We start from the raw sequence: 23,945 nt of genomic DNA on the forward strand, positions 1-23,945 counted from the left end.
TTAGGTTATGGTTGTCGGTCACTACCAACAAAAAATTTGTGACGTACCGGGGGGCTCCGCGTTAAATGTTTCCGTTGAGACCAGAATGGGGCATAAAGGATTTGTCCTTTATGCCAACAGAATCCAGTTCCCTGAATCATCTGCTTATCAGTGCCTCAGCAGGCTCGGGCAAGACATATCAGTTGGTCCGTAGATATCTGCACTTACTAACCCTGAACCAGGAGGCAGAAGGGATCGCAGCCATGACCTTTACCCGAAAGGCGGCGGGGGAATTTTTTAGCCGCATTCTTCAACGGCTGGCAGAGTTAGCTCAGCACCCCGAGCGCGCGGCTGCCTTCTTTCAGGGGTGCCACCCCGCCGTTCGAGAAACTTTAGATTATGGGCTCTTACTGCGCCACGTCACCCGCCGCATGCATCGTCTGCGGCTGGGGACGATGGACAGTTTTTTTGCCAATGTGGCCGCTTGTTTTCCGATGGAACTCGGGTTGCCGGCGGGGGCGCGCGTGATGGATGAAGATGAAACACGCCAGGCTCGGCGAGAGGCGCTGGACGGCCTACTCGAACGTCTTTACGTTGAGGAAAATGGCAAGGCGCAGAGTGCATTGATGGAGGCCTACAAACAGGCTACTTTCGGGGCGGAGGAAAAGACGGTGGATAGCACGCTCCAGGATTGGCTGGCTGAAGGCTTGACTCTCTGGGAGGACAGCCGGCCAAGGTTAACCGCTGAGCAAGGTGAGGTGGAGACCGATTTTCGCGGTTGGGGTGAAATTCAGGCGATTTGGACGGATAGGCCGAATGCTACTTCTCTGGCAGATGCAATTGCTGAATTGCGCGCTAGCTTCGTGCCCCTCAATGAAGCGGGGGTGAATTTGTTGGAGGAAACCTTGAGTGCAGTCTTGGAGACCGTGCCTGGTATGAGCATGCCCAAGAGGACCAAAGAATTGCTGGAAAAGGCGCAGGAAAATTGGGCGGACCTTTTAGCAGGCGATGCGGAACTGGTGTGGATGCGCAAAAAAACACCCATTCAGGGCGCTGCAGCACGGGCTTGGGTGGAGGTGGTGCGAACTCTCATGGCACGTGAGTTTGTGGTGCGAGCGGAGCGGACACGAGGGTTGGCCTCCGTCATATCCCTGCTGGCTGAGGAATATGCGCAGACGGTGCGCTCGCGTGGTCGTCTTTCGTTTGCAGATGTTCAACGTCTGTTGTCGCAGGCTGCTGCGCAAGCGTCTCCATGGGGCTCTGGGGAAGGGGAGTTATGGTACCGTTTAGATGGCCGACATCAGCACTGGTTATTGGATGAGTTTCAGGACACCAGTCGAGTGCAATGGCATGTGATTGGTGGACTGGTGGATGAAGTGATCCAGGACGATAGTGGCGAGCGCAGTTTCTTCTCCGTGGGAGATCCGAAGCAATCTATCTACCTTTGGAGGCAAGCGGAGCCGGATCTCTTTGATGACATCTTAAGCGCCTACCCAGCCTATGCTGATCGAGGGCTACACACAGCGCGTCTGAGTCAATCTTTCCGCAGTGCCCAGTCAGTGCTGGATACAGTCAATGCAGTCTTTAGCCAAGTCTCAGTCCTGAGGGAGCTTTTACCTGACGGGGCGCTCAAAGGCTTCGCCTTCGAAGAACATGCGGCTGCCCAGACTGCCCTCACTGGGCATGCAGCGCTCATTTCACCCGACCCGAAACTCGATGTGGAGAATGCAACAACGCATCTGACCGCAGAGCTTTTGTGCAAAATTGAGCCCTTACGGCGGGGCCTTACCTGTGCCATTCTCGTACGGTCTAACAAGGAAGCGCGTGAAGTGACGGAGGAACTGCGGGCGCTCACGGGCATGGAGGTTGTCTGTGAATCTGATCAGCATCCTTGTAGTGATAATGCGGTCAATCTTGCCCTGTTATCGCTGCTTTCATTGGCTGCGCATCCCGGTGATAAACAGGCGTTGGAGCATCTGCGTATGACGCCTTTGTGGTCGCAAATCGAAACCTCGGAGACCTCTTGGCCTTACACCATTACCAAAGTGCAGAGCCTGGTTTTTGAAAAAGGGTTTGCAGCTTATCTAGAATTCTGGACTCCGCTTCTGCGCCAGGTCCTTCCGGAAATGGATGCCTTCCACGTTCAACGACTGGGGCAGATGGCTGACATTGCAGCTGAGTTTGATGCGTCAGGAAGTCGTGACATTGACAGCTTTCTTGAGTTTGCCAGGGAGTATCCTTTGCGCACCCGCCGTGCAACGGCAGCCGTTCAAGTGATGACCATTCATGCTTCCAAAGGACTGGAGTTTGATGTGGTGGTTTTGCCCAATCTGGATGGCACTGCGATGGATCATGCGCGGCGGGATGATCTTTTGGTGAGCCGCATGGAGGGCGAGGTACGTTGGGTTTTGGAAACTCCTCCCAAAGTGTATGCTCAATTGGATGCGACGCTCCGTGCAGAACTTTTAGAAACTCAGCGTCGCACTGCTTTTGAGTCACTCTGCCGTCTCTATGTGGCGATGACTCGGGCAAAACGGGGGCTCTATTTTATCACTGAGACGGAGCCTAAAGCTGGCAAGGCCGTCAAAGAATCTAAACTGCTCCGGGCGACTTTGGGGCGCGATGGATCTCGCCCACTGACTGGCGACGCCAGTCTGGGCATCGTTGAGTGGGAGACCGGTATGGCGGATTGGTTTGAAGCACATGCGTTTATTCCTGAATCTATGCCCCAGCCTTTGATATTACACTCTCCGTTAGGGGAATTGTTGCGTCAAACTCAGCCGATGCCCCGCCGTCGCACTCCCTCGGGTGAAGAAAGTTTTAAGGTCAAGGGTAGAATCCTTTTTGGTGAAGGACGTGAGCCGGGGCGGCGCCTAGGAACTTTAGTTCATGAGCTCTTTGCCGAAGTCGAATGGACTCCAAACTTGCCGGAGCTGGAGGCTCGTTGGTTGGCCAAAGGCCTCATCACTGCTGATGACTTGTGCGCGAGTGAAGGACCTGCCTGGACGGCTCTCAAGATGGTGTGCAAAGTCTTGCAAAATGAGGACTGTGCAGGAGCGTTTATGCGTCCTACAGGACATGCCGAAGTCTGGCGCGAACGCTCTTTTGACTTAGTGCTGCATGGGGAATGGATTTCTGGCACTTTCGACCGCGTGATTTTGACCCGTGACCAAGCTGGACGTTACCAACATGCATGGGTGGTAGATTTCAAAACAGATGAGGTTTCAAATGAAGATGCTTTAGGGGAGAAATTGGCAGGATACGGCCCCCAAATCGCGCTTTACCGAAATGCGATCTCCAAACTTACCTCGATTCCTGAAGACTCCGTCAGATGTAGCCTGCTATTCACACGGCTGCTTCGACTGGTGGAATTGTAATTCAGTTCGCCACGGCCCGAGCTCGGATAATGACTAGCTGTTTGACCAACAGTTCGCTGCTGACCCGATCGCCTGCGCTCAGGCGGAGAGTTTCCCCTTTCGCCTCAGCGGAAAGGGTGATTTGTCCCAATCTCATGACGCCATAGGTCGTCGCATTGGCCGTTGTCTTGCTGCTATCTAAGGACGCTTCGGCTTTTTCTCCTGCTAAGGAAACTTGGACGGCGAGGGGTTGAGTGAGGCTGGGGCAGGCATAGTTCAGGACAATGTCATAGGTGCCAGCAGGCAGGGATTCAATGCGCCATTCAATTTCGCCGACAGCGGCAGCTTCTGGGCTTGCACTGCTAGATGGAGTTGGGCTGATGCTTCGAGCTAGGGCTGGGGTAAGCGCTATAAACGCGCGCGAGTTTTTTACCAGCGTAGGCATGGGCTGAGTCACCGGCATTTCCGAAGGTGTCTTCAAGGACTGCACAGCCGCAGCCAGATCTACGACGGCGCCGTTTGAGATGATGCCCTGGATGCGCTGAATCTCGTTTTGATACGGTTTGGGGTCGGATGCTTGAGCGGCCAGTTTTTGCAGGTCTGTGATGTACTTGCTCAGTATTGGAATATGTTTGGCCCTTAACTGAAGTTGGTAGATGGTTTCCATCTGCCGGAGACGCGAGGCATCACTGCTTGCCGCCACTGGTGCTGAATTCACGGGCAGTGATATCTGGGCAACTCCTGAGCCCGTCAGTGCGCAAAGACAGGTAAGGATGATGGAAAGATATCTCATGCTCATGGCTGTGAATCCTCCGATAACGACCATGCACCGGGGGCTGGGTTTTGTCGACGGGCCGTTTTTTCACGCTCCAGCAAAGAGTCAAACAATCCGTTCTCCATCATTCCTCGGCGGTCTTTTGGTGAGATGACGGCTGCTAAGCCCTGGTCCACCAAAACATTCTGGTAGAGACCAATCTCGGGTAAAAATACCAGGGCATTGACCGTTCCATCCTTATTCTTACCTGGACGCACGAGGATACGCAGGGCTTTTCCTTCGAGATACCCGGCAGTGAATTCTTGAGCGGTTCGACCCAGAGGTGTGATGTCGTTGCTGCCTAACCGGAAGTGTTGAGTGAAGGTTTTGGCGGCGTCTTTGTCACCCTCATCCAGCGGAGCGCAGAGCAACCAAAGAAGCTTGATCGTTAGGCGGCGACCCTCGTGATCAATGACAAAACGGTCTCCTCGGTTGGCAGGATCTTCAATAAAACGAGCACCATCCAGGTCTTCAAAACCATTGAGTCCACCATTGTTGCCTAACAAACGTAGTGGACCTGCGGCTTGGCCACGGCTGGTTTCCATCAGTTTAAGTAGGCGTTTGATCTCGGCATCCGCGGCATCTCCCAGAGTCGGATTTGAGGCTGAGAGCTGACGGATGTTCTCAAGGTAACTTTCGACGATGGGTTTTTGAACCGTCGTGAGAGCATCGTGGAGTGATTTTTTCAGGGCGTCGAGAGAGGGGCCTTCAGGTGCTGGGCTGGTGATGGTAGGTGCCTCCACCGTCATGGGCATGAGGCGTAGATTGCGCAACCGCAGTAGATTGCCTGGATAGCCTGAGGCAGCCGTAAGTCGCAGGGTGACTGGACTGCGGGTGAAGTTGACTGGCCCGATTTTTAGCGCCTCGAAGGTGGTGTCATCATGACTCAGTTTGACCTCAAAAGAGCGACGGTTTTCAGCCGCGCCTGCGAGTAAAGAGACTTCTAAAAACTCAAATACGGCGCTTTCTTGCGGTTGTGAGCGCCCAGGAACTAAAGTCCCGGGAAGCGAAGGCAATTCGACCAAGTTTGCCTCCAGTTCGAGGTAGTATTTTCCTGGGGAGAGTCGTAGGTTGGCCCACTCCGCACCGCTGCCGCCTGTGCGCCAACCCGTGATGAGGTCACCCCGGGTCTCGGCTGAGCCAATGAAGCGCGCCTGAGCCGGGAGTAGTGGGAAGGCTAAGGACTGAGCCTGAGCTGTGTCATTCGTGGGGTAGAGAGCTTTGAGTTCAGCACGGCGCTGCTGCACCAATCGCGCTTCTTCATAGTCAGTCGCTTCTGCGAGTTCTTGCTCTACCTTCGTCAGGGCACGTTCATACTGATCTGTCAGCGTCTGAGAGTCAGCCATGATTTGGCGGAGAAAGCCTGCCCGCGTGACGGCAAGCGGTGCGGGGTCAGGCTTTTGTGCCCAGGCGCTAGCTGCGCAGGCCAACCCACCTGCTAGAAGGCAGAGGCTCAGGAAATAGCTTGGGCGCGGGGGAGTCATCATTTGCTGGCTGGCACCAGTTCTACTGCGAGCAGTTGCATCAAATTATCTTTTAAAACCGTGCGTGCACGGATCTTGAGCGGGCCTGTGCCATCGGTAATCTTCAGGGTTCCCAGATTTTTTTCTTGGGGGCCTTTCAGGGTCGTTTCCACATCAGCCATGAGGCTGAAACGAGCTTCCTGCACGGCCAGAGCCCCGCCTTCGAGAGGTGTGCAGCGATAACGCAGAACAACTTCATAACCGCCAGGCGGGAGATTTCCCAATTTCCACTCGGCTGTAGCACCTGGCTTGGCCCAACCTGTGAGTGCACCGCCATCCCGCCGTACTCCGGAAAGTTTAGCGGCCTCTATAGGCAAGCGAATGCGGTCTGGCAGTAGGCTAGCCTTGATGGATTGTTCTCGAGTTTGCAGGAGTAAGAGTTCTTTATCCAATCTTTCCAGCTCTGTCTCCAAGCGTTTGCGCAAGTCACGGGCTTCAATAGCCCCTGTATAATCCCGTGTTTCGGCCCGGCTTTTTTCCAGCAAGATGAGTTCTGAAAGGTGTTTTTTGAGCGGAGCTAGGCTAACTTCGAGCAAGTTTCGCTGAAAGCTCAATCTGGCTAGGTCGAGCGTGCGCTTGGGATCTGGCTCAGCCCCGGGCATGGTTGTGGGGACGGCCAGCAGCGCCAGCCCGCCAAGCCACAGGCAAAAGCCGGATAAAAGCGCGAGGTTCACAGAAGAGAGATTAGGGCAAAAACCGTGCCGATCCGGGTGCGAATCAAGCAGCTTGGGAATCCTAGCCATGCCAGCCAGCATGGCAAGGCCTGTGTTCATTCCATCCATCAGCGATTTCTCTTCATGGGCCATGCTGTGGTGCAACTTTTTTCCTCAATCCAAGTTTCAGGAGGTGATGAAATATTCTTTTCTGTTCCTCTTTCTCTGGGGTGTAGCCCTTCAAGCCTCCGACTGGCCGCGTTTTTTAGGTCCGACGGGAGCTGCGGTGCTGCCTGAAAGCAACATTCCGACGACTTGGTCACAGACAGAAAACTTGGCCTGGAAGGCTAACCTGCCAGGCCCTGGCTCATCGAGTCCCATCGTGGTGGGTGATAAAGTGTTTATCACATGCTGGAGCGGATATGGAGACAAGCCCGATGCCAAAGATATGGCGAAACTCCAGCGCCACATCGTTTGTCTAAAGCTGGCAGATGGCAGTCCATTGTGGGAGGCCACCATTGCTTCGACCGTGCCTGAAGATCCTTTCGAGGGCTTCATCACAGAGCATGGGTATGCCACTCATACACCGGTCAGTGATGGTGAGCGTGTGTATGTCTTTTTTGGCAAAAGTGGGGCCTACGCGTTTGATCTGAATGGGAAAGAACTGTGGCACACCTCCTTAGCCACAGGGTCTGGAAGTCGAAAGTGGGGCTCCGGAGGCAGTCCGATCTTATACAAGGACACTTTGATCGTAAATGCGACCGATGAGAGCCAAGCGCTTTACGCTCTGGATAAAAGGACTGGTAAGCAGATCTGGAAAGCGGGGGGCGACATGATTGATCTGGCTTATGGCACTCCATCCATCGTGGAATCCGGGGGGCGCACCGATTTAGTTTTTGCCATTGCTCAGGAAATCTGGGGGCTGAATCCTGAGACTGGTAAAATGCGTTGGTTTGCAACCCATGGTCTGCCTGGGAATATTTCTCCCTGTTTGATTCACGACGAAGATCGAGTTTATCTTTTCGGCGGGTACCCGACTCAGGGCAGTGCCGCCATCAAACTGGGAGGTCAGGGGGATGTCACTGCGACTCACATTTTATGGACGAGCAAAAGCAGCTCGTATGTGCCGACGCCAGTGCTTTATCAGGGGCACCTTTATGTGGTCAATGACCAGGGCTTTGCCATCTGCATGGATGCTAAAACCGGTCGAGACATCTATCGTGAACGGGTCATTGACAGCGGTGGTGGGCGTGGACGGGGAAAGCCCTTTTATGCGTCTCCTGTGTTGATTGGCGAACGGCTCTACTGCGTCTCCCGCCGTGGTGGAACATACGTCATCGCGGCAAAGCCTACCTATGAGAAGCTGGCTCATAACATTTTAGCGGATGATGCCTCCCAGTTCCACGGCACCCCTGCTGTGGCGGGAGATCGCCTACTGCTGCGGAGTGAGCAGGCTATCTATTGCATTCGATCAGTGAAGTAAACCGAGCCAGATCAATGTGGGTACTATTCGTCACTCAATCGCTGTAGTTGCCTAACCAATTCTTTGACTTCGTGGGCGCCCCGGATATCGCGAAACTGAACCTCTATGTCCGCATTCGCCGCGGATGAAAAATTCACGGTTCCAAGACCTAGTAGGCCTTTGAGGCCACTTTCGTGCACATCAATGCTACGAATGTCGCAGATACGCACTTCTCTAGAACTCCGCCCCAGCAATCCCCAGACAACTTCGACACGCTCTTCGGTCACGAGGTAGGTCCGGGTAGATCGGAAAATGCCAACCAGAATAAAGAGGACCAGCGCGAGTCCTGCGCTTATAGGGGCATAGATCGGGTCAATTTTTAGGATCATGAAGGTGGTAATCAGGAGCAACAATGCCAAAAAAAGTGCTTTGCCTGCCCCGAACCAAGACGGGTGCGATTCATGCAGTATCCATTCTCCGGCAGGAGTGTAGCGCTCCGTCCCTTTAGGAATTTCTTCTTCAGACTCTGCTTGTTCGGTTTCTTCGTATTCGATTTCAGAACCTTCTTCATGCGGTGCGTCTGCGCGAAATTCGCGGAATAAAGGGCGGTCAATCCGTGCCCCAGCGTGAGCTCGCGGCGCACGCATGCCGCTGATGACATCGCCCACGGTGTGATCACGGCCTGAGGTCGTATCTTGGCACAGGTCCCCGCGTGCGAGCGAGCCTCTTTCCACTAAAAGAAACAAGTCCTCTTTGGAAAGTAGCCCCGGAAACGCCGGATGTTCTAGCAAACGATAACGCATGATGGATAAACCCGAGCAGTCATAAAGGAATGCGACTAGACATGCAAAAGACAAAGTGTGGCCCAGCCCTCGACTAAACCACCAAAACAGGCACCTTAGACTACGCCGCCCACTTGCACGATGCGGAGGGAGATGATAGGGCACCAGATTCTCATGGACTGGCTTCATTTACGCGCAGATTTCCCCATTCTCGATCAGGAGGTGCATGGGCAGCCGCTGGTGTACTTTGACAATGCAGCAAGCAGTCAAAAACCACGCCAAGTGATTGATGCGCTTGTGCGTTATTACCAAGAGGACAATGCCAATGTGCATCGCGGACTCCATGAGCTCAGCATGCGTGCTACGGATGCCTTTGAAGGCACACGGAAAAAAGTGGCTCGCTTCATTGGTGCTGGACGTGAGGAGGAAATCATTTACACCCGTGGCACCACGGAAGGGATCAATCTAGTGGCACAAGTCTGGGCGGCCCAGTTTCTGAAACCTGGGGATGTTATTCTCCTCACCGGGATGGAGCACCACAGCAATTTGGTGCCATGGCAAATGGCCGCGAAACGCAGTGGGGCCGAGTTAAAACACATCCCGGTTCTAGAGGACGGTACGCTGGATCTGGAGACTGCTGAAACGCTTTTGAATGAGCATGTTAAGGTCTTTGCCTGCGTTCATATTTCGAATTCATTGGGAACGCTAAATCCAGTGGTCGAGCTTTGTGCCAAGGCTCGAGCTTTGGGCGCAATGACCTTGGTAGATGGGGCGCAGGCCGTGGGACACATCCCCGTAAATGTGCAGGCCATTGGCTGTGATTTTTACGCTTTTTCAGGTCATAAAATGTGCGCTCCTACGGGTATCGGCGCACTCTATGGTCGTTATGAATTGCTAGAAAAAATGGATCCCTGGCATGGAGGTGGGGAAATGATCACCACCGTGACTCTGGAAACCTCAGCTTACAAAGCCCCTCCAGCGAAATTTGAGGCGGGAACCCCTAATATTGCCGATGTTATCGGGCTGGGAGCCGCGATTGATTACTTGGAGACCATAGGTCTGGAGAACATCCAAGCTCATGGCGCTGAATTGACCGCTTATGCTTATGAGCGCATGTCCACACTCCCTGGCATCCGCATCTTAGGGCCGCAGCAGCCACGGGCTTCTCTCATTGCCTTCGCCTTAGCTTGTGCCCATCCGCATGATCTGGTGGAGTATGCCAATACTTACGGCTTGGCTTTGCGTGGCGGACATCACTGCACGCAACCCTTGATGAAGCGTTTTAAACTTCCCGGAACTAGCCGCGCAAGTTTTTACTTTTACAACACCCGTGCCGAGGTGGATCGGATGATGGACATCCTGCACCAGGCTGTTAAATTTTTCTCCTGATGGCTCTTTCTGACGAACTCCGCGACCTGTATCAGCAAGTGATTCTCGATCACTCGCGCAATCCTCGTAACCATGGTGAACTCACGGGTGACTGTGTGCATGTGCATGGTGATAATCCCACCTGTGGAGATGAGATTGACATGTGGGTGAAATTTGGCTCTGAAGGCCAGGTGGAAGACATCAAGTTTACAGGGCAGGGGTGTGCCATCAGTCAGGCCAGCGCCTCCATGATGACCGTTAAAATCAAAGGAGCAGAGGGGGGCAAAGCACGTGCCATGCTGGAAGATTTCCGCCATGTGGTGCTGGGTGATGCACCCGTGAAAGATGAAGAGGCTCTAGGCGAGTTAATCCTTCTTGAAGGGGTCCAAAAATTTCCCCAGCGAGTGAAGTGTGCGATGCTCGGCTGGCGTGCTCTGGAGCAAGCGATGGGCGAGCGAAAAGAGTAAGGTCCCAGATAACCGTTATTTTCCGACGGCCCTTTTAAGAGCGTGCTGCGCTTTGTTGTAGTCGGTGACGGACTTCACGCGGCCTTGGCGGGCTCTCGTTAATTCTTCTCGGGCTAACAAGTATTCCAGCACGACACCTAGCTGACTGGCCTGGCGGTCTTTGGCTAGCTGCACCATTTCTTCCGCAGCAGTGACGGCTTCTTCGTTGATCTGAAGTTGGTCCTTAGAGGACTGAGCTTTTAAGGCCGCCTCCACGACTTCACGACCAATCGCGGCTTTGACCTGCGAGGTTTGGAGAGCAATCCCTTGTTCGCGTGCTTCAGCTATTTTTTGGCGCTGGCGATCAAAGAGTCCCCCTGGGCCGATCTTCCAGCCCAGACCCAAGAAGAAGTCTTGTTGGTCATTGAAGTTACCCCATTCTCCAGCAAAACCCCCGCCTAAACCTCCAAGACTGTAGCCCGCCTGCACACTCGGGATGATGGGGGCGATGCGTGTCCGATCACTCTCCAGCACTGCGGCTGTGTTTGCGGCACTGGCGGCGCGTAATTCAGGGCGATTTTGATGGGCCTGAGAGATCAGTGTGGCTACTCCGTGGGTGCTTACCAAGCTCACGGGAACAAGGTCAGATTTAGCAGGCCGTAGAGCCGTGTCTGGAGCTAAGCGCAGCGTTTCAGCCAGTGCAGCTGCGGCAAGATCACGCTTTTCTTGCCCCTGACGGACAGAAATTTTGGCGCGGCTTACTTGTGTTTTAACCCGCAGAAGATCTGCCCTGAAGGCGGTGCCTGCGGTGACAGCTCCGCTGAGTTGATTTGCGTAATCCTCTGTTAGGCGGAGATCATCTTCAATAACGGCCATGTCCGCTTCCGTCGCGAGAAGATCGTAATAACGTGCGACAGATTCTTGGAGGATATCTCGGCGCGTTTTTTCTGCAAGTTCCTCAGCTGCGATGGCTTTTTGTTTCGCGGCTAAGGCACTGTAATAAATATCTCCTGGAGACCAGTCCACCAGGATCGCTGTGCCCAGCGTGTATTGCTGCTTACGAGCATCAAAAACTGCACCTGCGATGTCCTGCACCCGGCCTTCATGGCCTCGATAACCCGCATTCAAAGATAAAGTGGGCCAAAAGCGCTGCCAGGCCTGCTTAGATTCGGCAATCATCTCCGTATGCTTGACCTGGGCTTGCTGGATCTCGTCATTGTTCGCACCTGCCAACTTCATGACCGTGGGCAGACTCACGTGCATGGGAGCTGCACTAGCGACAGCGGTGAGCAGCAAAAACAAAAGGATTTTCATAGCAAAAGACTTTATCTAAAAAACTGTGGCTCTGGGAGCCTCACTTTTTGTTATTCCTCTTTAGGGTTTGGCGGTGACATCTTGCCCGTCAGTCAGCACGGTGGTGCCTGGTAAAAGAATGACCTCATTCTCTTTCAACTCAGGTATCTCGACATTCACACCATCGTTGAAGCCGGTCTTGACTGGAGTTTTCACGGCTTTGCCGTTGATGTGCTTGAAAACAAAGCTGTTGGCTTTTTCCTTCACCAGTCCCGCCACGGGAATGAGTGTTGTGTCATCATGCTTTTCCACCGCGATTCGAGCGGTGACATAAAGGCCAGGGCGCAGGCGTCCCTCGTCATTCTTCAAGTCAGCCTCGATGAGTAGTGTGCGAGTCGCTGCATCCAGTTGGCCCGTGATGCGTGTAATTTTGCTTTGGGTGACCACTCCCGCTAAAGCTTCTGCTTTGACTTCCACCTGCTGGCCTATTTTTAGAAAGGCGCTCTCCAGTTCTATGACTGGCACCTGCAAACGTAGTTTGCTACTGTCTATCAAGTGTAAAAGAGTTTCACCGCCGGCGGCTGCGTAGGCTCCAGGATCCACATGACGTGCCACCACGCTTCCTGCAAACGGAGCTTTGATTTGAGCAAATTCTAGCAAGGTCGCTGCACGGTCCAGGCCCGCTTGAGCAATCGCAAGTTTTGCCTCCGCGTCATCCACAGACTGAGGTAAAATGAGGTCTGGGGATTTCTTGCGGGCCTCATGAAGACGCTTCACTTCGACCTCGGCGGCTGTTACCTCGGCGCGATGGCTGATGAGGTCAGCCGCAAGTTCTGGAACTTCGATTTCAATGAGTTTCTGTCCGGTGGTAACGGTATCGCCGAGATCTACCGAAACACTTTTGACATAGCCAGCGACTCGGGCCTTTAAGGCGACCTGTTGCCATGGAGTGAGTGTGGCGGGCAGGCTGATCCATCGGTGAATGGTGCCTTTTTGCGGCTTTGTCACGGGCATCTCCACGGCGAAGATACTGGAAGTGATGAATGCCAGGCAGAGAGGGATTATTTGAATGGAGGTCTTCACAGGATGTCAGGAATAACAAGATTTGCAGAGCCGATCGGAGGAATGAATCAGGTTAAGCGGTGGGCCCTTCATACAGAGCTCCATTTTCATCATCAGGATCGAGAGATGCGGAGGTGGCCTTCTTGCTGGCCAATAAAGCAAAAACGGCAGGTAAGATAAACAAGGTAGCCACCGTCGCGAGGGCAAGACCACCGACCACGGCACGCCCCAAGGGGGCCGATTGTGCTCCTCCTTCACCCATTCCTAGGGCCATCGGCATCATGCCAGCGATCATCGCGAAACTGGTCATTAAAATGGGGCGCAGACGGCTCAGCGCCCCCTCAATGGCACCTTGCCGGCGATCCCCACGGCGTGCGATGCGTGTACGCTCTGCAAAGGTGACCAAGAGAATCGCGTTAGCCACCGCAACCCCAATCGCCATGATAGCCCCCATTGCCGATTGGATATTGAGTGAGGTTCCTGTGCAAAAGAGTGCAAGGATCACTCCCGCGATCACCGCTGGCATCGTGGAGACCACGATCAAGGCAAGACGCAAGGATTGAAAATTCGCACATAGTAAAAGAAAAATGACCACGATGGAAATGATCAGGCCATTGCTGAAACCTTCATAAAGTTGGTTATACGGAATGACTTGACCCCGCACATCTACCTTGGTCTTTCCATCGGGAGCCGGCCCTAAGTCTGTTAGCACCTTTTGTACCGCCTTGATGGCGCTGCCGAAATCTTTGCCCACAAGATTGGCCGTTACGCTGACGATTCGCACAAGATTGTAACGTTCGTATGTGCCCACCGCAGTGCCGGGTTCAATCTTCGCCAGATTGCGTAGTAGCACTGGCGTGCCTGTTTTGGAGGTGATGGGCATGTTACCCAAATCTTCCAAAGACTGAGTGCGTTCCTCGGGGATTTGCACCTGAACATTGAAACTGATACCCGTGGCTGGATCTGCCCAGAAAACAGGGGCCGTGAAACGGCTGGAGGTGGTGGCTGCAACGAGAGAACGTGTGACGTCCTCCACATCCACGCCTAACAATCCGGCTCGTTCACGGTCTATCTGAACGTTCACTGTAGGTGCATCCAGCGTCTGTGCGATCTGGGCATCGCGAATGAACGGCAACTCCTTTAACTTGGTTAAAATCTTTTCTGCATGTTCTTTGCTGGTTGGCAGACTGGGGCCACTGACCGCAATTTCGATGGGCGTTGGCGAACCAAAGCTCATGACTCGGCTAACAATATCTTGCGGCTCAAAGGAAAGACGCACATCCGGCAATTCTTTGGCAAAGATACTGCGTAATTTTTCTTGGAAAGCTTCGACGTTTACTTTGGCCTCGGGCTTCATCTGCACGGCTAGCCAGCCCTCTTCAGGCCCACCATTCCATAGGTGAACAAGGTTCACTGGAAAGCTGGAATTGTGCACACCCACCATACCGATGGACATGTCAATTTTGTCTTCGCCCCCTGCTTCTGTGGCAATCGTTTTCAGAATCCTTTGAGCTATCTTTTCAGTGATGCCAACTTGAGTGCCACTGGGGGCTCGGAAACGAATGGCAAACTGGCCACTGTCTGTTTTGGGGAAGATTTCCGTCCCGAGAAAGGGTGCTAATGAAACAAGGATCACGCCTGCGCCTACTAAATAGCCGGGCACCACGATCCAACGAAGAGTCACCAGACCTTTGACGATGCTCTGATAAGTAATAGCAAGCAGACCGAGCTTTTCTTCCGAGAGTTGATTCTTTTTAGGCAGCAGCCAGACGGAAAGCACGGGCACTAGGGTGCTGGATAGAATGAAGGAGGCAAACATGGCGAACCCCACCGCTAGGGCCATCGGCACAAACAAAGCCTGGGCCGCACCCACCATGAAGAATGCTGGTATGAACACGGCCAGAATGCAGAGCATCGCGAGTAAGCGGGGTAGGGTGGTTTCCATCGTGCCATCCAGTGCGGCGCGTGCGAGAGATTTTCCCCTAACTAAATGCGTGTGGATATTTTCAACCGTTACTGTCGCCTCATCCACTAAAATACCCACGGCTAAGGCGAGTCCGCCTAGAGTCATGAGATGAATATTTTGCCCGCTGATCCAAAGGCCAAAGGCTGCTGCCATGAGGGACAGCGGTATGTTGATGACCACGATGAATGCCGTGCGCACGTCGCGCAGGAAAATGAGGACCATCAGACCGGTGAGGATGGCTCCCAAAGCTCCTTCCTTGAGGAGGTCCTGGATCGTTCGGTTGACGACGGGGGTTTGATCAAACTCAAAACTAACTTTGATGCCTGGGGGCAAAAGCTTTTGAAACTCAGGCACACTTTCGAGCACTTTTTTGACGACCTCTAGAGTGGATGCCTCGGCGCGTTTGGTGACGGGCAAATAGACGGTGCGCTTGCCATTTGCTAAGGCATAAGAGGTGGTCACATCGGCCCCATCCGAGACCGTGGCTACGTCGCGTATGAAGACAGCGCCGGAATCCGTTTTTTTGAGTGGGACAGCTTCGAGGTCTTTGACGTTTGAGACGATGGCATTCGTCGGAACAATCGGGTAGCGGCCATCGAGATTGATGTTGCCAGATGGGCTGATGGGGTTTCCACGCGAGATGGCTTTAACGATGTCATCGGGTGATAGACCGTAGGCTTTCATGCGGTCTGGATTCACATTGACGACGATGGCTCGTGAACTTCCCCCAAAAGGTGGTGGTGCCGAAACTCCTGGCAGGGTAGCAAAGGCAGGGCGCACCTTGTTAAGCGCCTGATCTTGCATCTGATTCAGGGTAACGTTGGAGTCATCTGTTGAAAATACCAGATGACCCACGGCCACACTGCCCGCATCAAATCGCATGATGAAGGGTGCTACCGTTCCGGGTGGCATGAAGGCGCGGGAGCGGTTTACTTGCGCAACGGTTTCGGACATGGCTTGGCTCATGTCCGTGCCTGGATGAAACTGGAGCTTCATGATGGAAGCGCCCTGAATGGATTTGCTCTCCACGTGCTCGATGTTGGCAATATAGAGGAAGTGGTACTCGTAACGGTACGTGAGATACCCTTCCATTTGCAGGGGATCCATCCCCCCGTAGGGCTGCGCCACATAGATGGTGGGGATGCCCAAAGGAGGGAAAATATCCCGCGTCATTCGTTGCAGTCCTAGCCAAGCTCCCAAGCACACTGCCACGACTGCGACAAGGATAGTCCAGGGGTGACGAAGGGCAAAACGGGCGAGATTCATACAGGAAACAGAACAAAAGACACCATTAAGTTAAACGAACGGCGATTACGGGCGTCGTAAAACTATGGAAACGCAAACCTCTTTCAAAGAAAGCAAATTTTTGCCTCCAAACCTTAGTGTTTGTTCACTTCCACACCTAACTCCTTGAGCTGCTTACGCACGACTTTTAGCACCTCTCGCCCAGAGGCAGTGATCCGGTAGGCACGTGGAGCCTTGGGACCACGGTCGGCTTCGACCGTAGAAACTAACCAGCCATTTTTTTCCATGCGTTTGAGCAAAGGATAAAGAGTGCCTGGGCTCACATCATAACCATGATGTCGCAATTCTTTGATCATCCACTGACCAATCACATCCCCATCTGTGGCATGGTACAAGATATGCACCTTCCAAAAGGAAAGGAGAATCTCGCGATTGATGAGTTTTAGATCCATGACAGCCCTGAGAATCTGAGGGCATTTCATCCAAAAGCCAAGTCTCGATTGGGAGACTTCATAACATGGACATAAGCTGTCCTCTGGGACCTGAATCAAGCCTTGCCACCTATCTCAACAATCTTCAGTTTGCAGGTTTGCGAATTTGCCATTGTTTCTCTTCCCAGCCCAAATTTTTGATAGTGATATTGGCGTAATCCCATGGGGCAGGATCTGGGCTGTACAGAATAACGCGGGTTCTCTCTGCTGCCAGCGTGGCAGCTTGGGGAATATCTAAAAATTTCAAGACGTTCAGGTAGGCCGGACCTTGCCGATGACTGGTGGGTAGATCATGCAAATCCAAACGGGTGATTCCCTCTTCAAACAGCGAGGCGTAAAGGGCATTTGCGGCCATCTCCCGGTGACCCTGCAACCACAGCGGTGTCTTAGAAAAACCGGGCACCTTTTTCAGGATCTGCACCGTGCGGCGGACGTCCCAGACGCGCATGGAATCCAGAGTCTGTCCTGCTAAATAAAAACGCCGCAGCCGCTGTGTCTGCGCTTTCTCGCTGCCTTGCCATTCGGTGGGCCCGATGCCGCGTGGGCAAACATAGGCCATGCCCCATTTGAAGCTTTGGAACATTTTCTTCTCGCTTTCAAAAGCGCTGTCATCTTTAACCGCTGTGGAGGGGCCTTCGATGAGTTTGCCAAATCGCGCTCCATAGGTTGCGGTGAAGTCCTGCCAGCCATGGGCATCCAGGACATTGAGCGCGACCAGTTCTAAATCCTCAGCCCTGAGACCTTCCCGATGGGCGATGTAGAGCCGCAAGCGAAAGGCACTGTCGGTTTGAAAATCATAAGCGGTTAGGCTCACTCCATCTCGTGTGGTGATGCCTGCCGACGCCAGAGTCAGAGCCGGGGCTTCCTGAGGCCAATTCACAAAGACTTTTTCCTGGAGGGATTTCATCCACGCAGCTTTTTGGGTTTCCCATTCTATCTTGGTTGTGATAGGGGCTGGAGCGGCAGCAGCGGGGACAAAACTCTCGTCTATCCTTGTATTTTTTTCATCTTTGGGGAGCTCTTTGAAGACTTGCAGAACTTCTGGTTCTAGAGACTTCTTGGCACCTTCGTCAAGCACGGCCATGGGATCGGCACCTTTGAGGTGGCGCTCGAACCAGTGGAAAGCACCGTTATTGAGCGGCTGTAGGTCCTTGTGTGGACCCTCGGCTACCTGGAGGCCAATATTCTTTTCCTGGCCTAACAGAGAGTAGATGCGGCGGACGTTCTGGTAGATGTTGAAGACCCCGTCAATGGGGAAGATGTCGTCCTTATCGGTGTTGCAGATCAATAAAGGACGCGGGGCCACTAGGGCGACAAGGCGGTCGTAATCCCAGCGGTAGGTATTCACCTGGAACATGCAGTCGCAGTGGCCTTCGATACAGCCATCCACCACGTGATTACGCATCGTGGTCACACCTGCTGTGGGGGCTGCTGCCTTGATCCTTTCATCCAGCGCAGCTATCCACCAGGAGTAGGCTCCACCGCCACTTCGTCCCGTGATGCCAAAGCGTGTTTTGTCCACTTCAGGTCGGGTCTCCAGGTAATCCAGGGCGCGGATGCCGGCCCAGGCCTCCAATCCTGCCGGGGTATAGCCGCGTGACATCCACCACCAGCGCCCCTTGCTGTAGGTGCCATGGTGCTCGCCCCGAATCTCGCCTAACTGCACAGTATCAATGATCAGGCAGGCATAACCATGCCGGGCAAACCAGATCCCGTGATGGTGGTAGCTGGTCTTGTTTCCATAACTCACGCTGCCTTTCATCACGCTGGCGTGACCGCAGACGTAGAGGATGGTGGGCAGCGGGTTTTCCACCTGGGTGGGCAAATAGAAATTGGCCGTTACGTACAGACCCGGAACCGCCTGGTAGTGCATGTTTTCAATCAGGTACCCATCGCCTTTCACCTCGCTCGTCTTGGTGGCCTGGAGGGGCGACTTTAACGGCATAGGCTCCAGCCCCAGCATCTCGGCGAGCTGCGTGCGGTACACGGGGGCCTTGGCCAGCCAATCCTGTGCCGTGGTAATGTCTTTCAGGCCGCCATTCTTCTCCATGTCCTCCGTCTGCTGCTGCATGTAACTGTCCAGCATGCGCGCACCGGGTGAGTCCGGGGTCTTTTCAGGGAAACGCCCGGCATAGACAGTCAGCGGCAATAGAAGCAGGAGAAGGGACTTCATGAAGTAATGAAAATACTCTCCATGAAGTGATGATCTTGTCGCCGGAGTTGATACTGGGCTGACGACTCTCACCGCTAAAAAAAATGACGGGTCGTCGAGACCCGTCATTCGTTTGGTATTAAGCTTTAAGGCTAGACTGATTTTAATCTGCGCTGTCTATCAGCTTGGCGAACTCGTCGAAGAAGTACTTCGCGTCATTCGGTCCGGGTGCGGCCTCTGGATGGTATTGCACGCTAAGGACGGGTGCTTCGCGGTGGCGCATGCCTTCCACAGTGCCATCGTTGAGGTTGATGTGCGTGACTTCCACATTGGAGGGCAGGCTGGCGGGATCAATGGCAAAGCCGTGATTCTGGCTAGTGATGGAGACTTTACCGGTGCGCAAGTCTTTGACGGGCTGGTTACCACCACGATGGCCGAATTTCAGTTTGAAAGTTTTGCCACCGTAGGCGTGACCCAGAATCTGATGACCTAGGCAGATGCCAAACACTGGAGTCTTGCCGATGAGCTGTTTGACTTCATTGTGGATGTAACCCAGCGCAGAGGGATCTCCGGGACCATTAGAAAGGAAAACACCGTCTGGATTGCGCGCCAGCACTTCCGCCGCCGTGGCGGTGGCCGGGACGACGGTGACGTGGAAGCCACTTTGGCGAAGGCCGCGCAGGATATTGCGCTTCATGCCAAAGTCATAAGCGACGATGTGGTGGCGTGCCTCAGGCAGAGGGTGAAAGGCACCTTCAGGGCCGCCTTCGCGGTTCTGGCTAGGGCTTGGGATATCCCACTGGCGGCTGAGTTCGCTCTCTGGATCCCACGTGTAAATGCTTTTGGTCGTGACTTCTTTGACGAAATCGCTGCCGCTCATCGGTGCACTTTCCTGGGCCAATTTCACGGCCTCTTCTACAGTGCTGACTTCAGTGGTGATGACGGACCGCATGGCTCCTAAGGTGCGTAGGTGCTTGGTCAGGGCGCGGGTATCAATCCCTTGGATACCAGGAATGTTGTGCTGCTTCAGGTAAGCATCCAGAGACTGAGTGCTACGCCAGTTGCTGGGCACATCACAAAGTTCTTCAATGACGAAGCCACGCACGTGGGGCTCATTACTTTCGTCATCCAGTGCATTGATGCCGTAATTACCGATCATTGGATAAGTCATGGCGACGATCTGGCCACGGTAGGAGGGATCGGTCAGGACTTCCTGATAACCGCACATGGAGGTGTTAAAGCAAATTTCGCCCGTGCGGGTGCCGGGTGCGCCAAAGGATTCACCTTCAAAATATCTTCCGTCTTCGAGTGCCAGGATTGCTTTCATTAAAAATGGGAAACTTGGGCACCTAGCGTCGTTGTGCGATGAATGCAAGAGGCGGATGCAATGTCTCTGTGAAGTGAGGTGGAAGAATCGAGGTTGCAGGGAGGCAGACTTGCAGATTCAATCGGTCCAATGATTTCTGGTCTCATCGCAGGCTCCTTACGCATGGCCACTGGGGCGCTCGCCCGTTGGCATGGCTGCGGCCCGGAACTCCGCCAGCGTATTTATTTTGCCAACCACACCAGCAACTTGGACGGTCCCCTCCTCTGGGCCAGCCTGCCCGCCCCCCTCCGAATGCGCACCCGCATGGTGGCCGCCCATGATTACTGGAGTCTCGGGAAACTGCGCCCCTGGCTGGCTCAAAGCGTCTTCCATGCCGTCCTCATCGAACGGAAAAAGCCCACCGCAGAGTGTAACCCACTCGACACCATGCTTCAGGCCCTGGGCGACGACCACTCACTGATCATTTTCCCCGAGGGGGGGCGCCAGACCAGTCCAGATCCGCAACCTTTTAAAGTGGGGCTTTTCCACCTGGCTAAACGCCGTCCGGACGTGGAACTGGTGCCTGTATGGATGGAGAATCTAAACCGAATCCTGCCCAAGGGTGAATTCCTCCCCGCACCGCTTCTTTGCAGCCTCGTTTTTGGCACGCCCATCCGCCTGGAGGTGGGAGAGACGAAGGTGGACTTCCTGGAGCGTGCGCGCCAGTCTGTGATCTGCCTGCGCGAGACAACCTGCTCTTAAACTGACTTTGCCCATGAACCTGGACCGTGAACTTACCTGGCTGATTTCCGGCGTTGTCGCCATCCTCATCATCGCCAGCGTGCTAACGCGGATCTTGAGGAAAAAGGCGCGCTCTGAAGGAACCCGTGCAACGATGGACAATGTCCTATCTCGCACCCGCGCCTGGTGGGGGATGGTGGCCATCTTCACCCTTGCCATTCTCATCGGGCAGACCGGCACCATCATCCTCTTTGGCCTGCTCTCATTCATGGCATTGCGGGAGTTCATCACTCTCACTCCCACGCGTCCTGGGGATCATCGGACGCTGTTTTGGGTCTTCTTCATCATCACGCCTCTGCATTACTGGTATTTGCAGGATGGCTGGTATGGCATGTTCTGCATCTTCATCCCGGTCTATGCCTTTCTATTTGTGCCCATGCGCAGTGCATTAGCTGGCGACTGCGAGCGGTTTCTCGAACGAACGGCCAAGATCCAATGGGGACTGCTGATTTGCGTTTACTGCGTTAGCCACGCACCTGCACTGCTGAAGCTGGATTTAAGAAACTACACAGGCGAAAATGCCAAACTGCTGTTCTGGTTCGTGATCATTGTGGAGATCAGCGATGTGCTGCAATACGTGTGGGGAAAGACGTGTGGAAAGCATAAGATTGCGCCTTCGGTTAGCCCCAACAAGACCTGGGAGGGCCTCATTGGCGGAGGTCTTTGCACCGTCGTTATCGGGGCAGCCTCATGGCAGGTCACTCCTTATTCGCCGTTTCAATCCGCAGGCATGAGTGCGCTGATCGTGCTCACGGGTTTCCTTGGAGGACTTGTGATGTCAGCCATCAAGCGAGATCGTGGCGTCAAGGACTGGGGCCACGCCATCGCCGGTCATGGCGGGGTCATGGACCGTCTGGATTCCCTGTGCTTTGCCGCTCCGGTAGTCTTTCACATTACGCGCTACGGTTTTGATTCCCACGCGCTGCTACAAAAGTTTTGAGCTAAGTATATCACAGGGTTTGATGTTCCTGCGATAAAGTTTGTTATGTGATGATGCATGCCTGCATTATCTTTTGATTTTCGCCAACGCGTGTCAGTGCGTCCTATTGGGCGAAGGCATCCTCGTTCCCCCAAGAGTCATCCCCGCGCTATTCTCTGCTGCAGCAGCACCTCAAAGAAAAGCAGCACAAGTAGGCCGATGAGAAACGGTTGCCATAGCTCACTGCCATGGCGGCGGGTCCGGTCCAGTTTTTGCCAAGCCTCAATGGACTCTACAAAGGCTGCGTCATATCGCTCCGCCAGTTGCTTCACTTGTTCCTGGGGCAGGGGAGCTAGATTGGATTCTGCCGGGTCCAGATTGTAGGCCAGCAGGCGCGTGCTGTTGCCCTGCGTCAGCTTGTAGATACCTGGGCTCGTGATCGGTGGGGATTCTAGCAAGGCGTGGTCGCCTTCGGCTTTCACTTCCAGTGTCTGCGTCTGGCCGGCCACATCTCGCAGTGTGTATTCCACCCCCGTGCGTTCTTTCGGCATCACCACCCGTAGTGGTGCGCCCACCTCATCCCAGGCGGTGACGGTGCTCTGCGTGGCTAAGTAGGTTACCAGACGCTGCATCAGCGGCACAAAGAAAGGCTGCAAAGGCAGGTTCGACCACTCAGCATCCGCCGTGGTGGCGGAGAGGATCACCCGGCCACGTTCCCTCGCTTTTTCAAGAAACAGCGGCGTGCCACGATCCAGCATCAGCAGAGGTTTGGCTCCGCCATCTTGCGCTGTATCCAGCTCCATCCAGGCCTGGAAGCCAGCTTCTTGCAGCCGCCCTCCACGGGCATCGTTGAAGTAAACCGTGGCCGGGTGGGTGAGCCGCTGCTGTAGAATGCGCGCCGGGGCTGCCGAGGTGGCGCGTTGCAGCCCTTTCAGGCCTGCGGGCAACAGGCCCTCACCCTTGCGGTAGAACTCCTGGTTATACCAGTTCAGGTCACAATGCGGACCCGCGAACACGATCAATCCGCCGCCCGCCTTTACAAACTTGTCCAGTTCGCTCAGCCGATTGCCTTGGAGACGGTCAACATCGCCCAGCACGATGATTTCCTGACCGCGAAAGTCCGTCTCGCGCAACCGTTTGGAATCCACCTTGGTGATTCGGATGAGGTCCTTGAGGCTGGCGCTCGCGGATTGATAAGGTGTGAGTGCCAGTTCCAGAAAGTCCGCCGCACCGCTCAGGGCTTCCATGCCGGGATCTCCATCCACAAGCAGCACGTTCAGTTGATTGCGCACCTGCACCACGGAGTAAAAGGCATTGTCATCCGCAAAACTGTCCCCCTCCAGCCGTACGGTCAGGGAATGATCGCCAACACTTGTAAAAGCGTGAGTAAAACTGATCAGCGCCTCGCCCTCTGGAGCCAGCGTCACACGCGAGGTTCGCAGCCGCGCACCGTCCGCCTCCAGATGCACCGCCACATCCTGCCAAGGACGCTTGCCGTGGTTCTGGATGCGCACCCGCAGGCCGATGGGCTGCTCCTCCGCCACCACCAGCGCGGAAAGGTCGGCGCTGGCGATGCTTAGGTTCTCAGTCAGATCACTGGTTAGGCGGTAAAAGGTCACTTGCGGTTTCGGCTCCTGCTTCATCAGGGCATCCAGCGCGGGCAGGGCTGCCCCATCGGCGGCGCTTTTCCAGTCACTGGACTGAAAGTCGGAAACGATGGCCAGCTCTCGTGCTCCATTGGGCGCGCTGGAGAGGGAGGCCGCCGCCGTTTGCAGCGCCTCATTCACCTTCACAGGCCCGGCTTGGTTGGTCGTCTCAGCGAGTTGCTGCGGGATCACTTCCAGCGTGCTGGTGCTCTGGTCCAGCAGCCTCCGGGCATTGCCGCCTGCCAGCACCACTTGTGCATCGGATCCCTTTGGCTGTGCCTGTAGCACCTGGCCCACATCCTGCCGTGCCCGCTCCGCCGGGGATCCGCCGGGAGCTGGAGCCCGCATGGAAAAGGAATCGTCTAGAAGCATCACGAGCGAGGTCTTGCCCAGGCCAAAGGAACGCAGCGCCGTTAGCACGGGCCGCGCCAGGCATAGTGCCAGAACGATCGGGATCGCAATGCGCACCGCCAGCAGCAGCCACTGCTCGATGTTCAGCTTCCGCTTCTTTTGCCACATCACTTCCTGCAGCAAGTGCATGGCCCCCCAACGCACCGTCTGCACCCGTCGCTTATTCAGCAGGTGAATCAGCAACGGCACCAGAAAAGCAGCCGCACCGGCTAGGAGGAAGACATTGAGAAAGGTCATCGGATGGGCCTAACAATAAATGAGTAAAGTTGA

17 protein-coding genes are annotated in these 23,945 nt (G+C 54.5%); 6 read left to right on the forward strand and 11 right to left on the reverse strand.

Translation table 11 applies throughout. From position 1 onward, the window contains the following. Nucleotides 1–110 precede the first annotated feature (110 nt). Complete coding sequence (locus tag HNQ64_RS11140) at nucleotides 111–3,356, forward strand: UvrD-helicase domain-containing protein (protein ID WP_184208512.1); 3,246 nt, start codon at nucleotides 111–113, stop codon at nucleotides 3,354–3,356. 1 nt (nucleotide 3,357) lies between these two features. On the opposite strand, the gene HNQ64_RS11145 is transcribed toward HNQ64_RS11140, so the two are convergent. From HNQ64_RS11145 to HNQ64_RS11155, 3 genes are read right to left on the reverse strand one after another with little or no spacing between them, the layout of a single operon-like run. After that, nucleotides 3,358–4,128 carry a hypothetical protein gene (locus HNQ64_RS11145; protein ID WP_184208514.1) on the reverse strand — a complete coding sequence of 257 codons (771 nt, stop codon included), beginning with the start codon at nucleotides 4,126–4,128 and terminating at the stop codon, nucleotides 3,358–3,360. A gap of 2 nt (nucleotides 4,129–4,130) precedes the next feature. Then, nucleotides 4,131–5,636, reverse strand: coding sequence for a hypothetical protein (locus HNQ64_RS11150; RefSeq protein WP_184208516.1), 1,506 nt, complete (start codon nucleotides 5,634–5,636; stop codon nucleotides 4,131–4,133). Continuing rightward, nucleotides 5,633–6,445, reverse strand: a complete 813-nt coding sequence (locus HNQ64_RS11155; protein WP_184208518.1) for a hypothetical protein — start codon at nucleotides 6,443–6,445, stop codon at nucleotides 5,633–5,635. Before HNQ64_RS11155 ends, HNQ64_RS11150 begins: the two co-directional genes overlap by 4 nt. Nucleotides 6,446–6,521: 76 nt before the next feature. On the opposite strand from HNQ64_RS11155, the gene HNQ64_RS11160 reads away from it, so the two are divergent. Continuing rightward, nucleotides 6,522–7,808: an outer membrane protein assembly factor BamB family protein gene (locus tag HNQ64_RS11160; protein WP_184208520.1), complete on the forward strand. Its 1,287-nt coding sequence runs from the start codon at nucleotides 6,522–6,524 to the stop codon at nucleotides 7,806–7,808. A gap of 23 nt (nucleotides 7,809–7,831) precedes the next feature. Here the strand turns inward: HNQ64_RS11160 and HNQ64_RS11165 are convergent, their stop codons facing one another. Next, complete coding sequence (locus tag HNQ64_RS11165) at nucleotides 7,832–8,590, reverse strand: PH domain-containing protein (protein ID WP_184208521.1); 759 nt, start codon at nucleotides 8,588–8,590, stop codon at nucleotides 7,832–7,834. Between the two features lie 153 nt (nucleotides 8,591–8,743). On the opposite strand from HNQ64_RS11165, the gene HNQ64_RS11170 reads away from it, so the two are divergent. Both HNQ64_RS11170 and sufU read left to right on the forward strand, forming a co-directional pair. Then, the gene (locus HNQ64_RS11170; RefSeq protein WP_184208523.1) at nucleotides 8,744–9,958 is read left to right on the forward strand and encodes a cysteine desulfurase; all 1,215 of its coding nucleotides are present in this window, start codon (nucleotides 8,744–8,746) and stop codon (nucleotides 9,956–9,958) included. Beyond that, nucleotides 9,958–10,404, forward strand: a complete 447-nt coding sequence (gene sufU, locus HNQ64_RS11175; RefSeq protein WP_184208525.1) for a Fe-S cluster assembly sulfur transfer protein SufU — start codon at nucleotides 9,958–9,960, stop codon at nucleotides 10,402–10,404. Before HNQ64_RS11170 ends, sufU begins: the two co-directional genes overlap by 1 nt. A 15-nt stretch (nucleotides 10,405–10,419) precedes the next feature. Here sufU and HNQ64_RS11180 read toward each other — a convergent pair whose 3' ends face one another. The 6 genes from HNQ64_RS11180 to carA all read right to left on the reverse strand — a co-directional run bounded on the left by HNQ64_RS11180 (nucleotide 10,420) and on the right by carA (nucleotide 19,919). Further along, entirely contained in the window at nucleotides 10,420–11,697 is a 1,278-nt protein-coding gene (locus tag HNQ64_RS11180; protein ID WP_184208527.1) for a TolC family protein, read from the reverse strand. 60 nt (nucleotides 11,698–11,757) lie between these two features. After that, nucleotides 11,758–12,759 (reverse strand): efflux RND transporter periplasmic adaptor subunit, encoded by a 1,002-nt coding sequence (locus tag HNQ64_RS11185; protein ID WP_184208529.1) that lies wholly within the window; start codon nucleotides 12,757–12,759, stop codon nucleotides 11,758–11,760. Nucleotides 12,760–12,811: 52 nt separating this feature from the next. Continuing rightward, complete coding sequence (locus HNQ64_RS11190; protein ID WP_184208531.1) at nucleotides 12,812–15,970, reverse strand: efflux RND transporter permease subunit; 3,159 nt, start codon at nucleotides 15,968–15,970, stop codon at nucleotides 12,812–12,814. Nucleotides 15,971–16,083: 113 nt separating this feature from the next. Further along, the gene (locus HNQ64_RS11195; protein WP_184208533.1) at nucleotides 16,084–16,401 is read right to left on the reverse strand and encodes a PadR family transcriptional regulator; all 318 of its coding nucleotides are present in this window, start codon (nucleotides 16,399–16,401) and stop codon (nucleotides 16,084–16,086) included. 124 nt (nucleotides 16,402–16,525) lie between these two features. Then, entirely contained in the window at nucleotides 16,526–18,613 is a 2,088-nt protein-coding gene (locus HNQ64_RS11200) for an alpha/beta hydrolase family protein (RefSeq protein ID WP_184208534.1), read from the reverse strand. A 142-nt stretch (nucleotides 18,614–18,755) separates the two neighbouring features. Beyond that, nucleotides 18,756–19,919: a glutamine-hydrolyzing carbamoyl-phosphate synthase small subunit gene (carA, locus tag HNQ64_RS11205; RefSeq protein WP_184208536.1), complete on the reverse strand. Its 1,164-nt coding sequence runs from the start codon at nucleotides 19,917–19,919 to the stop codon at nucleotides 18,756–18,758. Between the two features lie 129 nt (nucleotides 19,920–20,048). On the opposite strand from carA, the gene HNQ64_RS11210 reads away from it, so the two are divergent. Then, the gene (locus HNQ64_RS11210; protein WP_184208538.1) at nucleotides 20,049–20,660 is read left to right on the forward strand and encodes a lysophospholipid acyltransferase family protein; all 612 of its coding nucleotides are present in this window, start codon (nucleotides 20,049–20,051) and stop codon (nucleotides 20,658–20,660) included. 13 nt (nucleotides 20,661–20,673) lie between these two features. Further along, nucleotides 20,674–21,639, forward strand: a complete 966-nt coding sequence (locus HNQ64_RS11215) for a phosphatidate cytidylyltransferase (RefSeq protein ID WP_184208540.1) — start codon at nucleotides 20,674–20,676, stop codon at nucleotides 21,637–21,639. A gap of 137 nt (nucleotides 21,640–21,776) precedes the next feature. Here the strand turns inward: HNQ64_RS11215 and HNQ64_RS11220 are convergent, their stop codons facing one another. Then, the gene (locus tag HNQ64_RS11220) at nucleotides 21,777–23,912 is read right to left on the reverse strand and encodes a BatA domain-containing protein (RefSeq protein WP_184208542.1); all 2,136 of its coding nucleotides are present in this window, start codon (nucleotides 23,910–23,912) and stop codon (nucleotides 21,777–21,779) included. Between the last annotated feature and the right edge of the window lie 33 nt (nucleotides 23,913–23,945).

Origin of the sequence: Prosthecobacter dejongeii, assembly GCF_014203045.1 — a bacterium.
In the GTDB taxonomy this organism is placed as follows: domain Bacteria; phylum Verrucomicrobiota; class Verrucomicrobiia; order Verrucomicrobiales; family Verrucomicrobiaceae; genus Prosthecobacter; species Prosthecobacter dejongeii.